Here is a 14,417-nt window from a genome sequence, read left to right on the forward strand (position 1 = left end):
CCAGTAAGGCCCAATTATTTAAACAGTATATTGATTGAGAATGTCGATAAACTTTTTAACTGTTGGCGCATAAATGGTCTCAGGACGTGTAATACAGTAGGCGCGCCAAGGTATCTCAGCTTCGGTCTTAACTTCGACCAAGTCTCCGCTGGATAGTTCTTTAGAAAACAACTCTCTAGGCCCCCCTGTGTAATGCTCTGACATCATCACAATGGACTTGGAAATATGATAGTTATCACAGGTAATATTGAGTGGTAAGGACATCCCATGGCTTGTTAAAAAGTCCGCTATGGGTTTATTCATTGCAGGACCTATGACTGGATATTTATTTAGACCGGCAATACTGACTGGGCCTCTGCTTTTTAAAATTGGATGTCCGGCTCTCACCACAAAGATCAATGATTCATTTTTAACTTCGGTAATGACCAGCTCTTGTGGTAATTCTCCCCGCACAAATGGGCCGATGGCGATATCCAAATCACCATCTAGAATGCCTTGTTGTAACTTATCAGGCAGCGCGACCTGGAACGAAATCTCAACATTATTTGAATCTTCAACAAAGTCCATCAACACTTTCGGAAAGAACAACTGCTCAATGATAGGGCTTACTCCGATGTTCAGTGTTCCCCCCTCTAAATTAGACAATAACTCAACATGGCGACACATCGCATCCAGCTTCGATTGTATTTGCTTTCCATTGCTGATGAGATAGTTTGTGACATCGGTGGGTTTCATGCCCGTGCTATTGCGATGAAACAGCTCGACTTTTAATACTTGCTCCAGTCGAGAAATACGTTTGCTCAATGTGGGTTGAGACATAAATAACTTCTCAGCCGCTTTATTGATACTTCCGGTCTCAGAAATTGTGCTAAGTATATGAATATCAGATACATCTAACATAAGAACAGATTCTGCATTTTTCTTCGCGATGCTTTTAAATATATGCCCTTTCTTATTGTATTCAAAGACCTTTGTTTTACATAGTGTCATTTTTTAGTCCACTTATTGATTACCCAGTCGCTGTACAAATCACCCATTTAGACTGACCCTATACCCTTTCCCTGATGAACCACATTTCATCGCTTTTAGGCTAACACTCACTCAAAACTCTCAGCTAATGAAGAGTTTTCGCTAGAGAGTTCAAAAACTTGAATAACAATTCGGTGGTCGTTATTCATTTTTGATGGCAGGTCATATAAGCATTCAGCACAGTGGCGCGCAAAAGGATTAAAGTGCGCATATAAAAAAGGCTGCAGCTTGGGACGAAAGTCACTGAGCTGCGAGTGTTAATCGTTAACTGAATTAACCAATTGGAGGTAAATCATGAGAAACCAAACTGTGACTCAAAACGAATTTGAATTTGCTGAGGGAATTAGGCTTAATTCTTCAACAAACACGCGTGGTGTTATCACGCACTGTAATGATGAGTTCGTCGAAGTAAGTGAGTTTTGCAAAGAAGAATTAATTAGCCACAATCACACTAGTATCACTTTCATTTAAAGGTTTTCATTGATTAGAGCAGTCAGCCATTTGTGGTAACTTTAATTATTAGCCTAAAGCTAATAATTAAATAGCTTTTACCCATCTAATGCATAGCCGTGCGCTCACTTATACTGCGGCTTCTTTTTACACATTTGCAAGGGGTATCAATGCTCAAACATGTTGTGCGTATTTCAACTTTGGTTGCCACTTTAGTGATTGGTCATGTGCACGCCAATCCATTGCCATCGTTGCATCAAGCTGTCATTGCAGGCGACTTAAAAAAAGTGAAAAAACTTGTCGAAAGTGGCGCAGATGTAAACCAATTAGACAGTGCAATGGGCAATTCCCCTCTGCATATTGCCGCCCAAACAGATCATGACGACATCTTGAAGTATTTGTTAGATAAAGGCGCATTTATCAACCTACAGGCCCCTCGCTCTGGATTTACCCCCTTGATGGTTGCGGCTTGGTATTCTAAAGAAGCGAATATCGAGCTTTTATTTCAATACCCAGAGTTAAATATCAATCTCAAAACACGCACAGGCACAACTGCGGCAGACATGATTGGAGGATGGGACAAACATATCGAGCCCCATGAGGCCAAGCTGTATAACTCTTTGAGCGAGCTGTTCAATCAAAAACATGCTGAATTAAAGCATGCGCTAGCCAAACAAAAGATTTTAAACGTGGTGGAAGACTCGCTTCTCAGTGAAGCACAAAAAGTAAAGCGCATCTCGTTGCTCATAGATTATGGACAAGATGTCAATCAGCGCAGACCTGTATACTCTAGCCCCAATGACTGGCACACACCTTTGCTTGTCGCAGCCAGAGACGGTTATCCAAAAATCGTTAAACTGCTGTTAGATAATGGTGCAGATCAAACAATTCCGGGCTATCCGATGAACGCCATCGCTTTTCATAAAGCCGGTTATATGGGACACCCAGACATTGTTGAGTTACTGCTCAATGCACCAAAAGCCAAAGAGGTACTTAATGCACAAGGGCCAAATAATGGCTATACCCCACTCCATGATGCAATTTGGCATGGTAACACAGCAGCTGCCAAAGTATTTTTGCAAGGGGGTGCGACGACCGATTTGACAACCTACGAAAATGATACGCCGCTGGAACTGGCCAAGCGATATAAATACCACGATATCATCCAACTTTTGCAAAATAAGTCAGCTCTGTAGAGCCTATCGAGGCAAAGAATAAAGCCCGGTAAAAACCGGGCTTTGCTGAAGGTTAGTTAACCATAAGTACGCGCTTTTTGGTATGCACTACGCCCTTGCATATCTGCTAAATAGCGTGAAATATGTGGTCGATTTTCAATAAGGTTGACACTTAGCGCGATTTCCAATGATACAGTCATCATGATGTCAGCAGCACTGAAATGCTCGCCGGCAAAGTATCTCTGCACTGACAAGGTTGCATCGATAAATGACAAGTCCAAATTTAGCTCTTTTGCGATATAACCATCCATAGCCTGCGAACCATCTCGTGATTCCATTTGCATCAATAAGTTGGCGATCACCGGCAGCGCCAATGACCCTTCTGCAAAATGGCACCATTCAAGATACTGGTAGTATGCGCGAGTTCCTTTTTTAGGGCGCAGATCACTTTGCTTGGCTTGATCTAATATGTACTCCACAATCGCACCAGATTCACATATTTTAAGGCCATTATGCTCGATAATCGGTGCTTTACTGAGCGGATGTACTAGACCTAGACTAGCAGGCGCAAGGTGGGTCTGTTCATCACGCTGATGGTGCTCAACCTCATAGTCCATTTGCAGTTCTTCCAACAGCCAGAGTATCCGCGTGGAGCGAGATTGGTTTAAATGATGCACTTTGATCATGACTTTGCCCCGAGATCTAATTGCTCAGGGCCAACTTGCACAACTAGCTTGCCAAAGTTCTTACCTTGTAGCAATCCGATAAATGCAGTAACAGCCTGCTCAAGCCCCGTGACTTTGTCTTCTTTATATTTGATTTGGCCAGACAATAGCCAAGGCACCATAGCATCTTGAAACTCTTTATAACGGTGGCCGTAATCATCAAACACGATAAAACCCTGCATTTTAATTCTTTTGACTAACATATTTCCCATTAACAAACCAATGCGATCAGGGCCTACGGGTAGCTCTGTTGCATTATATTGAGATATCAAGCCGCATAGGGGAACCCGTGCTTTGGTATTCAGTAACGGTAATACCGCATCAAAGACTTTGCCTCCGACATTTTCATAATAAATATCAATGCCATCGGGGCAAGCTTGTACAAGCTGTTCCTCTAAATCTGTAGCGCGATGATCGATACAAGCATCAAAACCGAGCTCATTCACTGCGTAATCACACTTTTCTTGACCACCTGCGATACCCACGACCTTACAACCTTTAAGCTTAGCTATCTGACCAACTAAACTGCCAACAGCACCAGTCGCCGCCGCCACGACTAATGTCTCTCCAGCCTGAGGTTCACCTATGTCTAGCAACCCCATGTAAGCCGTAAGACCTGGCATACCCAACACACCTAATCCATACGATGGATTTTGCATCGTTTTATCGAGCTTGATAACCCCAACGCCATCAGACACACAATAGTCTTGCCAGCCACCAAATGCGACAACCAAATCACCTTGTTCAAAATCAGCATGATTTGATATTTCCACTTGGCAGATACTGCCTCCTACCATCACCTCCCCAAGTCCAACGGGGTCGGCATATGACTTAGCATCATTCATTCGGCCACGCATATACGGGTCTAATGATAGATAGCGTGTTCTTAACAACATTTCACCATCAGCGGGGGTTGGTACAGGCGACTCCACCAGCTTAAAATCATTCTGTATTGGCGCTCCGTTTGGACGTGCCGCTAAAGTGATCTGACGATTAATATGGGTACTTTGATTCATTATCAAACCTTTATTCCTTTTCGCTCAAAAGTCTTTATTACTTAGCCAGTTGCTTTACTAACGCCTCGCCTACGGCGTGCGCACTTGCAGGGTTTTGACCTGTAATAACCCGTTCATCCACAATCACCAGCTCATTCCATGGCTGTACCTTGCTATATTTGGCAGCTTTTCTTGCCAAAGCTTCTTCTAACAGGAATGGAATGTCATTGATGGTGCCAAAGTCGACTTCCTCTTCTCGCGTGAATGCGGTCACTGATTTGCTCGCAAGCAAAGGCTCGCCTGAACTTAGCGTAATTGGCAACAAAGCGGCTGGACCATGGCAAACCGCAGCGATAATACCACCTGACTCGTAGTGCCTAGCTGCCAGTGTGCCAACCTCTTCATTGCTTGCCAAATCTGACAGCAAGCCAAAACCACCGGGATAAAAAATAGCGTCATACTCATCCATATTTACTTGTGAAAGCGGTGCTGTGTTATTGACCTGTGTTTGGAAAGATTCATCGCCCAATATCTGATTGTTTACTACATCTTCTGCGATATCGGTCCCGTACAGTGGCGCTTTCCCGCCATTAATAGAGGCAATATCAAACGCGATATTATGTGCATTCAACACGTGTACCACGTGCGTCAGCTCAGGCGCATAAGTGCCATTTGCTTGATCTGTACTGCCTAACGTTGCGTGATTTGTTACAGGGATAAGTACTTTTTTCATGATCAATACCTTAAGTAAATGTTGTCTATGAGGTTATGTATTTCAACTCTATATTGTTACCGCATGAATGATAATTATCTAAATCTGTGAATCTCTTTTGCTATTTAGCAATAATAAGCGTTAAATGTTGGCATATATGATGTCGCTTTAGATAGATTGTAGAGGAACTATATGGATAGCTTTGATGGTATTTTCGAATTTGTTGCAGTTGCTGAGAGCGGCGGGTTTTCGGCAGCCGCCAAAAAGCTGGGCTGCTCTACTAGCCATATCAGTCGACAAGTTGCGCGCTTGGAAAAGCGCACAGGCAGTATTTTACTGGCGCGAACCACGCGACAAATCAACCTCACAGAGAACGGTGCTTTTTACTATCAGCAATGCAAGCAACTCGTTGCTGGATTACAACAGGCCAACGAACAGTTAAACCAGCAACAGTTTAATCTTAGTGGCACGCTTAGAGTCAGCGCGGCTGGTGCATTTGCTGAACGTTATATCGCACCCGCATTGATGGAATTTGCCAAACAGCACCCAGAATTAAATATTGAAATCGACTTCAACAGCCGCATGGTTAACTTTGTCGAAGATGGCATCGATTTCGCGATTCGCTATGGTGAGCTCAATGACTCTAACCTAATTGCGCGCAGACTAATTAGCCGCTCAATGATGGTGGTTGCCGCACCAAGTTACCTTGCAGCACATGGCACCCCCAACCACCCTAATCAACTTAAAAGTCATCGCTGTATTATTGCAAATAATGATCACTGGACATTCAATATTGACGGCACAAAGCAAAGCATTAAGGTAACCGGCAACTGGCGCAGCAACAATGCCAATGTCGTGCTAGAAGCTTGTGAAAAAGGCCTTGGTATTGCTTATATGCCACAGAGTACTTTTACTGAGTCACTCGAACAAAAAAGCTTAGTGCCAATTTTAGAGCCCTATTGCATAAGTGGCGCAACAAGCTGGATTGTTTATCAAAATAAGCAATTTATGCCTCTGCGTGCGAGGCTTGCAATTGATTTTTTACTGGCTCAGTTTGCTGATTGGAAATAACGCCTTGGCAAAGTCATTTATCTGAATGGCTATCCAGCCACTGCAATGGAATGTGCCAAAGTGTGTGAGATTTTCGACTAAAAAATTTCATATGGCCAATTTCTTTTAGGCCATGCTCTTTCGGGTCTAGGGTCAATGTCTGCGCTTTTATGTTGGGGCTGACTGACATCATATCTCTGACATTTTTGTCATTTGCAATAAAATCATCCACGGCATTCACCCACAGAGCAGGCAAGGTCAGCTCTTCAAAATAGTGTTTATCAATGGTCTTACCGAATGCGGTTTTTACATAGCCACCCCCATTGCACCATGTACGCCATTGGTGGCCAACTGCTGCGGGGAGTGGTTCACCCATCCCAAACCACTGTGACTTGGTATGACCAAATAATAAATTGGAAAATGGAATAAACATGTTCATAAAAAAGTGAGACTTAAACTGGTCTCGTATTTTCATATTCAACAACCGGCCAGAGGAACTGGCAAAATTGAACATGGATGTCAGTTCTTTCGCATTAGACGCTAGACCGATTAACTGACCCCCCGCACTGTGCCCTATTAAATGATATTTTGAATCAGGAAACGCTTCAATTAAGGCTGAGATGGCAGCTGGCTGGTCTAGTTGACCCCAGCATTGCAAGCTGGCTGGATGCTTGCCAACCTCTCCCAGCAAGGAACCTCCAATGCCGCGGTTGTCATAGCTCAAGACACCATAATCGTGACTCGCTAAAAACTCACAAAATGCAGTATAAAACTGACGCTTAATCCCTGTTGCAGGACCAATTAAAACGGCCCCTTTTATATCATTGTTTGGTTGGTAAACGGTCGCTGCTAACGGGTAATTATCCTCACAAATAATTGTGATTTCTCGACTGGTTATTGTAGGCATAACGGCAAAAAATTAAGAATGCATAACTTTTAGCTTACAAGTGGTAAAACCAGTTAGCAAGCAATGAACCTCAATTTTAGAGTAAAAACTCCAATATGTTAAACTTCATATCCCTCCTTTCATTTACTTTCCATGACGGAAAATTATAACTTGCCAAAGTGGAAAGTTATAAACTAGACTAAGTTTCCATCATGGAAAGTAAAAGGAAATACCCAGTGAAAAACGATTTACCATCTCAGACAGAAGCTAAAGATGCGCTCAACGCAGTGCACAATATTCAACAAAACCTACTCATTGAATATTCACCGCCAGTTTGGTTGAGACTGATCATGAGTTTAAGTTATGGGGCGATATTCTTTGGCTATGGTATGACTGAGCACGAAAACATTTGGGCACTGGCAATGATAGTTGGCGCAATCATCTTTACCTTATCTACTGCGCTTTATTACTATTTATACAAAATACAAGGGATCAGAATCCGGATCATCCCTCGCTCTATTAAAGCTGAGAAAATAAACGCTTATGCAGGAATTGGGTTTGCTGCCCTTGGGTTTTTAAGCCGTTTTTTACGCACCGAAATGAGCCTTGATTGGGCGCCACATATTTGCGCCGCAACGGCTTCAATTGTTATGTTCTGGCTGCTTATCAAGCTCCCGACAGGTGAAACCGTGGTAAAGGAAAACTAGAGATGCCAGAGCTAGATCCCATTATTCATGCTCCAAACAGGTTACGCATTTGCGCAATGTTAGCCACCAGTGCAGAATTAGACTTTAGGCTCCTAAAAGAGCAACTAGATGTGAGTGACTCAGTACTTTCAAAACAACTCAAAGCATTGGAAGACGCCAATTACATTGAAGCGAAAAAGCGCAGCTACAACGGTCGCCCACGTACTTGGGTGTCATTAACAGACCTTGGCCAATCAGCATTTAACAATCATGTTGCGGCGCTAAAAAGTATTATCAATAGTGATTAGATCAAGGTGAAAATGCGCCACACCTTTTTTACATTCAGTGGCGCATCGGTTTGCTAATTATTAAAAGCTCACATTTACCGGTGTAGTTGGCGCTGAGCCAGACGCATCACTCCAACATTTTACTTCACCGTTGGCAATCAACGCGCATGATTTTCCATCGGCATTGGCGATTTGTATCGCATCTGCGATCCCGCTCACAGTGTAGTCACCGTCACCATGCGCTGAGCACTTTACAGTACCGTCGTACATTACTGCACATACTCTCGACGTCGGTTCATTTTCACCTGTAATGGCCACTCGTTGCGCACCTTTTAGATAGGTGAACTCAAAGGGCGTTAGATACTGTTCACCATCAATGAACCCCCAACATTTTAGTTTATTTTCGCTCGGCTTTGAGCCTGCATCAATGGCACATGCAACAACATCAGAACTGACCAAATCTAAAACGTTGGTAATACCGGAAATCGTAGTAATTTCATTTTTAGAGCTGCGAGAGCCACTTAAGATGGTTTTGCCTAAACACTTGACCTCACCTGTATGCATTGCCGCGCACACATGCCCAGCACCTAACGGGTTGCCAACCGCAATTTGTTTCACGCCCACGAGTTCAGAACTTTCAATATTTACAGGGTCACTGCCACTCCAGCTATTTCTGTTATTTAAAATCGGAAAAGAACCCCAACATTTAATAACACCTCGCTCGGTACTTTCTACATTGTTAAGCGTAATTTCAGCGCTGTCTTGTACTGCACACGTGAAATTATCAGTTGCGGCTAGTTGAATCGCATTCGTAATCGAGTTAGTTAGTACCGGTGTCGAAGAATCTGTTGAGCTACCATTACCCAGTTGTTTGTGATCATTTCGACCCCAACATTGCACTGAGCGATCCGCCAAAATGGCGCAACTATGGTAATTGCCTGCAGCAATTTGCGAAGCATTACTCAGCGAACCTGCTGACACTGGCGTACTTGAGTCATTCTCTGTACCATCACCAAGTTGCCCGTAGGTGTTAGTACCCCAACATTTTACTGACCCATTTGCTTGTACAAAACACGTATGCGCTTGACCCGCAGCTAAAGTGGTATCTTTTTTAACCTTAAAACCCGATGTACCCGTACCTACTGTTGCATCATTGGTCGTCATATTCAACTCACACGAGTTTGAAGTCAGGGATGAATCATAATTCCAAGACATGCACTTATTATCATCTTCACATTGCTGCATACATGCTAATTCAGAGGTCACAGAAAGTGTCTTATATGAATTACCAACACGCTGTTGATTGCTAGCTACTGGGCTTAAAGCCAAAGTCTTTTCTTTAACACCTGAGGTACAAACACTACACGTTACTGGTGTGTTACCTGAGCTCTTCAACCAACACCGTGGTGTTGCACCCTGAACGCCTGCATCAACATAGGTCCAAGCACCGCATAACCCATCTTCTTGACACATTGCTTTGCACACGGATGCCTGATCGTCTGCGCTCAACGCAACATTGTAATACTCATTACCAAATCGATCAGTATCTGGCTCCTCGGAACCCATATGCTCATTAGTCGGGGCCGATTTATACCCCGATGTACAGCTTGCACAAGGTTGATTAAAGTTGGTCGAACTTTTTAGCCAGCACATGCCGTTGGTGTGCTGAACACCTGGGTCAACATAAGTCCATGAGCGACAACGCTTGTCATTTTTACAAGCAGCCGAACAAACACTTTGATCGTTTTGTTCTACCGCAAAGTTCAGATACTCTCGACCATATCTGTCCATATCAATTTCTGTATCACTCATGCTATTAGAAGCTACATTTACATTTGTGACCACCTTATAACCTGAGGAACAATGGGCACAAGGAGCAGGTGTATTTTCAGATTTTTTTAACCAGCACATCCCATTGGTGTGTTGAACGCCGGGGTCAACATAGGTCCATGAACGACAAATGCCATCATTTTCACATGCTGTTTTACAAACATTTAGATCATTCAGTTCCACAACGAAGCTTCGATATTCTCCACCAAACCTATCTTTACCCTCTTCCACCGCACTCATTGAGCTTGCTATTGTATAGCAAGGCAATATCACGCTTATCAGTAGAAGCAAAAACCTCAATTGACTATTCATAGTTTATCCTTTCGAATGATTATATTTATGGCATGTTCCAAACCTAATTTTCGAAACCAAGCTTGAATAGTGTGTTTTTAACAATATTAAAGCATCAAAACCATTACACTTGATTACAAGTGTAATCAGCGAAGCGTAAAAGCTAAATAAAACAACGTTGAGTTCAGAAAAAGTAAATACCACTCATTAAGTGATTAAAATTTATTGCAGTTAACGCAATAGATAGCAATTTACAACTGACTGTGCTCCCACAACACATATTTGGTTATATTGCATTTCAAAGAAGAGGAAGTAGCCAACTATCCTGGCTACTTAAGGCTGATTAAATATCTAAAATTACCGCCAAGCGCTTTTTAATAAGCGGATTATTTTGTTCGTGATACAGCGCTTGCAACCTATCTACATTACTTTCAGACAGTTTGTAATTCGCTTGCTTATATACCCGAGTGAAAGAGTCTATTGTTGTGACATGAGGCGTTTGCACTAAGCTTGCGATTACTTGATCTTGATACTCAGTTTTATGCGCTAAAGATTTGATCGTATTATTGCGAACCTGAGTGTCACTATGATGTAAGTAATTGGGCAGCTTTTCGACCAATTCAGGGTTTTTGCTATTGGCAATTGCCAGTATTGCCGTAGGTAATTGAGCTGGATCAGAGAGTTTAGTATTTAAAAATCCAGCAACCTGCTGAGACTGCATGGGTGAAAACCGATTCATGGTGCCAATGCTCAACATTGCCATGTTCGACAGCGCAGTATTCTCAACGTTATCAGCCACCGTTTGTAAGCTCGAAAATGCAATGTTTGTGGCATTTTCAAACCGACCGAGGGCCATCACTATTTTTTGTCGTACTTGCTGACCAAGTTCTTCATCGCTCATCAGATCAGACAGCATTTGCTCTGCTTGCGGGGTTTGCGCTTTTTGCAACGCATAAATCAATGCCGAGTTGAGTCTTACATGATTCATCAATAACGACTTAATCTCATTTTGGTCCTGATTGGCCAGCAAGTATTTACCCAACTGCGCGGCAAGGTCCGTATCCAAAGACGACTTGAGCTCAGTTAAATGAGAAAGCAAATTTTCGTCTGTGATGTCATAGACTTGTTTGGCCTCTAATTTAGCTGTGGACACTGTCGCATTTTGGTTATTGTTCCAACCAATATAGTCAAAACTTGAAAAGTCGATCGGTCTAACAAACACCGATTGTACAACATCATAATGTTGCCCACCTTGCTGCCAGACCTGTTGATTATGATAATTAAGCTCGCGAATACCGACCAAAATAGAACCGTTATCATTGAGCGTTAGCTGCCACTGTTCTTCCTCTTCGCGTTCTGGGTTGGATGCTGTGTTTATTCTCGTGCGACTTACCGCGTTATCTTTCTGGGTATATCGGAAAGTTTTAACCCCTTGCGCGTCTTCAAATGTCAAAGCAGCGCTAAGCGAGTAACTCATCAAGTCCAATACCCTAGGTAGCACGGATAATGTGTGTTGTTCACCTAACCCGAGTAAGTTTAACTTGGTAAACTGACCATCATCGTAGGTCATATAAAATGGCAACTGGGTAGGCATTTCTTGGACTTTATTGTCTGACGTGAACTGTATATTCGTGAGTATCGCCACCAAGTCTGATGCCCCCTCAGTTTTTGGCTTGAAATACATCTGCCAGCTGAGATCTGAGAATGTAATTGCAGTACCTTTCTCACTTAAAACCGCTGAATGGATCTCAACCAGATACCCATATTCATGGTTATCCTTATGCATTGGTTGCGATGATTCGGAGGCTGTGTATGTCACTTGCACCGAAGGCTTGCTATCTGAGTCCTTTAATACCAAAAATGCGCTAACAGCAATGACAAATATCGCAATAATCGTTATTTTTTTCATGTTCTTATCTCAAAGTGGTGGCCGGGGCCACCACAGTCAAATATTAAAGCGCTTCCCAAACAGGGCTTGCGTATTCGTATAGCACCGTTTCACGTGTATAAAGTGGATCCCACTTCATTACGTCAACATTAAACTGCAACAAGCCCCAAAGCTTTTTGCAGTAAGCTTGGATTTTTCCATCTCCACCAGTTAGCTTAGTGCTCACTTTGAGCTCTAAGAAGCCTTGCTCAATAACTTGCTCATCTTGAACTACACGGCGAATACCAGCTTCAACGTAGCCTTTGCCTTTGACTTTCAATAGGTTTAGCTTTCCTTTTACGCCTGCTTCAGAAATACCGTGGCCAAAGCTACCATACGCTGAACTTGACACTAAGCCACTCACATACGGCTCAACAGCTGCGTATAAATAATCTGGGCGTCTTACACCATCGACTTCAAATGGCTCTTCATTGCCATGTCCACCAACAACACCACCTACAGTGAACTCAGCGCCAGCTTCAATACCCGCACCAAACTTTACACCCACTTTTAGCAAACCAAGTGGATCGAGTGGTAGCTCAACTTTTGGCTTAATTACTTCAGGGATTAAATCAAAATAATATTCCACAGGGTAAGTGATAGATGCATTCAAAAGATCATCACAATTTGGCTTGAAGCTCGCTACTGTGTCGTCACCTACGGTAAAGTTAAAGCTCATGCCCTGAGTACAATCTAACTTGCTGGGGTTAAAAGCAAATTCCAATTCACCAATCGACATTTTGAAGTTGCGATTGTGTAATTTCAGCCAATTTCCAGCTTGATAAAAGCCCTGAGTTGCACCGTTTGCTACTTGATCAACATACATCCACCCCTGTTGATCGCGGTACTGATGAGACTGCCCAATAACGTCATTTTTTTGAATTGAGCGCACATTGCGCTCAACATAACCTGGATCTTTATATAGATATGCATCAGCGGCTGGTGACAATGTGATCGCAGAGATGACGCCAAGTATTGCAGCGTAATTAAATTTCATGGTTTTCCTCATGTTTTTGAGTTATTAAATTTATGAATGTTGCGCAACACTTGTAAACTAACACTCAATTTTTACATTTTGCTTTCATTTTTACCTTTATTGGTTAATTCATTGACGCTGACTCAATGCGTATCTCAGATTTTCAGATTAAAAGTAAACGTTAAAAGCCCATTAATTTCACTGAATTACTAATTAGAGCATAGAGTTACATTGGAATATTTCGTCACAATTGAGATACTCACGTTTGCAACTTATATCATTGTGAAATTTTTAATTGATTTTGATGTAAAACTGGTATTTGACCGCAACAAAACACACCCGCTCATACCATGCACGTTGCATTTATATTGCCTAATTAAAATGTAGTGATTACAACCCTTTACCTAACCTTCTGAGACACCATATACTCATAGGTAAATACCTATCTAAAATTGGAATGACATGCTACCTAGCCAACTTCCTATGTTTATCGCAGCAGCAAAAGAAGGCAGCTTTTCAGGTGCAGGACGTAAGTTAGGCGTATCTGCGTCCGCTGTTAGCAAAAGTATATCCGCCCTTGAAATGCAAACAGGTACTCGTTTGTTCCATCGCAGCACACGACAGTTTTCTCTTACCGAGGATGGTCTGATCTTATTTCAGAAAATTTCGCCGCTATTGTCAGAAATTGACAACAGCATAGAAAGTATCTCGCAGCAAAATCAACAAGCCAAAGGCAAGCTAAAAATCAACTTACCAGACAGCTTTGGCCGTGAATTTGTCTTACCCCACCTAACGACCTTTTTGAAAGCCCATGAAGGCATTGAGCTTGACCTTGTTTTCGATGATCGGACGCTCAATATTGTGGAAGAAGGGTTTGATATCGGCATTGGTAACAAAATAAATGAAGATAGCCGACTGATAGCGCGAAGACTTTACACCATGCAATCTGGTATTTTCGCAACACAAAAGTACTGTGAAACGTTTGGCGTGCCAGCATCTCTTGAAGACCTCCGTTTACATAACTGCGTTGTCTACAACCCATTAGGACTAGGTCAGCGGTTTACTTGGCCGTTATTGAATGACGCTAAAGAGCAGATTCGTATTGAGCCAAAAGGTAATCTAACGGTCTCTAGTATCAGTGCAGCAAAAGCGGCCATGCTACAACATTTAGGGCTCGCCTACATGGGGAGGTGGCATGTTGAATCAGAGCTCAGTACCGGAGAGGTTATCCCTATTTTACCCAACCATTGGAGCACACCAAGCACGGTATGGCTCTATTACTCATCTAAAGCGCATTTACCCAAAAGAACACGCTTATTGATTGACTACCTCGTGGATAACATCGCTCAGAACGCTTCATAGCTCATTAAACTTGTGAATTTTAGTCACAACTGAAAT

At 42.6% G+C, this 14,417-nt stretch carries 14 protein-coding genes; 6 read left to right on the forward strand and 8 right to left on the reverse strand.

All coding sequences use genetic code 11. The features are described 5' to 3' along the window. Positions 1 to 18: 18 nt before the first annotated feature. On the reverse strand, positions 19 to 990 hold the full coding sequence (locus N480_RS00160) for a LysR family transcriptional regulator (protein WP_196761429.1): 972 nt from the start codon (positions 988 to 990) through the stop codon (positions 19 to 21). Between the two features lie 333 nt (positions 991 to 1,323). Between N480_RS00160 and N480_RS25160 the strand changes: the two genes are divergently transcribed. Together N480_RS25160 and N480_RS00165 are read left to right on the forward strand one after the other, a co-directional pair. Then, on the forward strand, positions 1,324 to 1,500 hold the full coding sequence (locus tag N480_RS25160; protein WP_155732719.1) for a hypothetical protein: 177 nt from the start codon (positions 1,324 to 1,326) through the stop codon (positions 1,498 to 1,500). A 149-nt stretch (positions 1,501 to 1,649) separates the two neighbouring features. Continuing rightward, complete coding sequence (locus tag N480_RS00165) at positions 1,650 to 2,675, forward strand: ankyrin repeat domain-containing protein (RefSeq protein WP_081231696.1); 1,026 nt, start codon at positions 1,650 to 1,652, stop codon at positions 2,673 to 2,675. A 56-nt stretch (positions 2,676 to 2,731) separates the two neighbouring features. Here the strand turns inward: N480_RS00165 and N480_RS00170 are convergent, their stop codons facing one another. The 3 genes from N480_RS00170 to N480_RS00180 are packed head-to-tail and all read right to left on the reverse strand — an operon-like array spanning position 2,732 to position 5,107. Continuing rightward, entirely contained in the window at positions 2,732 to 3,340 is a 609-nt protein-coding gene (locus N480_RS00170; protein WP_063370528.1) for a glutathione S-transferase family protein, read from the reverse strand. Continuing rightward, complete coding sequence (locus tag N480_RS00175) at positions 3,337 to 4,395, reverse strand: NADP-dependent oxidoreductase (RefSeq protein WP_063370529.1); 1,059 nt, start codon at positions 4,393 to 4,395, stop codon at positions 3,337 to 3,339. The genes N480_RS00170 and N480_RS00175 overlap by 4 nt, the downstream gene beginning before the upstream one ends. Before the next feature lie 37 nt (positions 4,396 to 4,432). Beyond that, positions 4,433 to 5,107 (reverse strand): type 1 glutamine amidotransferase domain-containing protein, encoded by a 675-nt coding sequence (locus N480_RS00180; protein WP_063370530.1) that lies wholly within the window; start codon positions 5,105 to 5,107, stop codon positions 4,433 to 4,435. A gap of 171 nt (positions 5,108 to 5,278) precedes the next feature. On the opposite strand from N480_RS00180, the gene N480_RS00185 reads away from it, so the two are divergent. Beyond that, on the forward strand, positions 5,279 to 6,157 hold the full coding sequence (locus N480_RS00185; RefSeq protein WP_063370531.1) for a LysR family transcriptional regulator: 879 nt from the start codon (positions 5,279 to 5,281) through the stop codon (positions 6,155 to 6,157). Between the two features lie 13 nt (positions 6,158 to 6,170). Here the strand turns inward: N480_RS00185 and N480_RS00190 are convergent, their stop codons facing one another. After that, a complete protein-coding gene (locus N480_RS00190; protein ID WP_063370532.1) occupies positions 6,171 to 7,043 on the reverse strand; it encodes an alpha/beta fold hydrolase in 873 nt (290 codons plus the stop codon). A gap of 215 nt (positions 7,044 to 7,258) precedes the next feature. Between N480_RS00190 and N480_RS00195 the strand changes: the two genes are divergently transcribed. Together N480_RS00195 and N480_RS00200 are read left to right on the forward strand one after the other, a co-directional pair. After that, positions 7,259 to 7,729, forward strand: a complete 471-nt coding sequence (locus N480_RS00195; protein WP_063370533.1) for a hypothetical protein — start codon at positions 7,259 to 7,261, stop codon at positions 7,727 to 7,729. A gap of 2 nt (positions 7,730 to 7,731) precedes the next feature. Next, on the forward strand, positions 7,732 to 8,016 hold the full coding sequence (locus N480_RS00200) for a transcriptional regulator (protein ID WP_063370534.1): 285 nt from the start codon (positions 7,732 to 7,734) through the stop codon (positions 8,014 to 8,016). 60 nt (positions 8,017 to 8,076) lie between these two features. Here N480_RS00200 and N480_RS00205 read toward each other — a convergent pair whose 3' ends face one another. The 3 genes from N480_RS00205 to N480_RS00215 form a co-directional block, all read right to left on the reverse strand. Continuing rightward, the gene (locus N480_RS00205; protein ID WP_063370535.1) at positions 8,077 to 10,137 is read right to left on the reverse strand and encodes a PAN domain-containing protein; all 2,061 of its coding nucleotides are present in this window, start codon (positions 10,135 to 10,137) and stop codon (positions 8,077 to 8,079) included. A 322-nt stretch (positions 10,138 to 10,459) separates the two neighbouring features. Next, positions 10,460 to 12,025: a HEAT repeat domain-containing protein gene (locus N480_RS00210; protein WP_063370536.1), complete on the reverse strand. Its 1,566-nt coding sequence runs from the start codon at positions 12,023 to 12,025 to the stop codon at positions 10,460 to 10,462. A gap of 43 nt (positions 12,026 to 12,068) precedes the next feature. Next, positions 12,069 to 13,040: a hypothetical protein gene (locus N480_RS00215; protein WP_063364488.1), complete on the reverse strand. Its 972-nt coding sequence runs from the start codon at positions 13,038 to 13,040 to the stop codon at positions 12,069 to 12,071. 441 nt (positions 13,041 to 13,481) lie between these two features. Between N480_RS00215 and N480_RS00220 the strand changes: the two genes are divergently transcribed. Next, positions 13,482 to 14,381 carry a LysR family transcriptional regulator gene (locus tag N480_RS00220; protein WP_063370537.1) on the forward strand — a complete coding sequence of 300 codons (900 nt, stop codon included), beginning with the start codon at positions 13,482 to 13,484 and terminating at the stop codon, positions 14,379 to 14,381. Positions 14,382 to 14,417 lie beyond the last annotated feature (36 nt).

Origin of the sequence: Pseudoalteromonas luteoviolacea S2607 (genome assembly GCF_001625575.1) — a bacterium.
GTDB classification, from domain to species: Bacteria; Pseudomonadota; Gammaproteobacteria; order Enterobacterales; family Alteromonadaceae; genus Pseudoalteromonas; species Pseudoalteromonas luteoviolacea_E.

What these genes read in the sequence shown, in the direction of transcription:
- N480_RS00160 (WP_196761429.1), bottom strand. Translation starts at nt 990, where the DNA reads ATGACACTATGTAAAACAAAGGTCTTTGAATACAATAAGAAAGGGCAT.
- N480_RS25160 (WP_155732719.1), top strand. Translation starts at nt 1,324, where the DNA reads ATGAGAAACCAAACTGTGACTCAAAACGAATTTGAATTTGCTGAGGGA.
- N480_RS00165 (WP_081231696.1), top strand. Translation starts at nt 1,650, where the DNA reads ATGCTCAAACATGTTGTGCGTATTTCAACTTTGGTTGCCACTTTAGTG.
- N480_RS00170 (WP_063370528.1), bottom strand. Translation starts at nt 3,340, where the DNA reads ATGATCAAAGTGCATCATTTAAACCAATCTCGCTCCACGCGGATACTC.
- N480_RS00175 (WP_063370529.1), bottom strand. Translation starts at nt 4,395, where the DNA reads ATGAATCAAAGTACCCATATTAATCGTCAGATCACTTTAGCGGCACGT.
- N480_RS00180 (WP_063370530.1), bottom strand. Translation starts at nt 5,107, where the DNA reads ATGAAAAAAGTACTTATCCCTGTAACAAATCACGCAACGTTAGGCAGT.
- N480_RS00185 (WP_063370531.1), top strand. Translation starts at nt 5,279, where the DNA reads ATGGATAGCTTTGATGGTATTTTCGAATTTGTTGCAGTTGCTGAGAGC.
- N480_RS00190 (WP_063370532.1), bottom strand. Translation starts at nt 7,043, where the DNA reads ATGCCTACAATAACCAGTCGAGAAATCACAATTATTTGTGAGGATAAT.
- N480_RS00200 (WP_063370534.1), top strand. Translation starts at nt 7,732, where the DNA reads ATGCCAGAGCTAGATCCCATTATTCATGCTCCAAACAGGTTACGCATT.
- N480_RS00205 (WP_063370535.1), bottom strand. Translation starts at nt 10,137, where the DNA reads ATGAATAGTCAATTGAGGTTTTTGCTTCTACTGATAAGCGTGATATTG.
- N480_RS00210 (WP_063370536.1), bottom strand. Translation starts at nt 12,025, where the DNA reads ATGAAAAAAATAACGATTATTGCGATATTTGTCATTGCTGTTAGCGCA.
- N480_RS00215 (WP_063364488.1), bottom strand. Translation starts at nt 13,040, where the DNA reads ATGAAATTTAATTACGCTGCAATACTTGGCGTCATCTCTGCGATCACA.
- N480_RS00220 (WP_063370537.1), top strand. Translation starts at nt 13,482, where the DNA reads ATGCTACCTAGCCAACTTCCTATGTTTATCGCAGCAGCAAAAGAAGGC.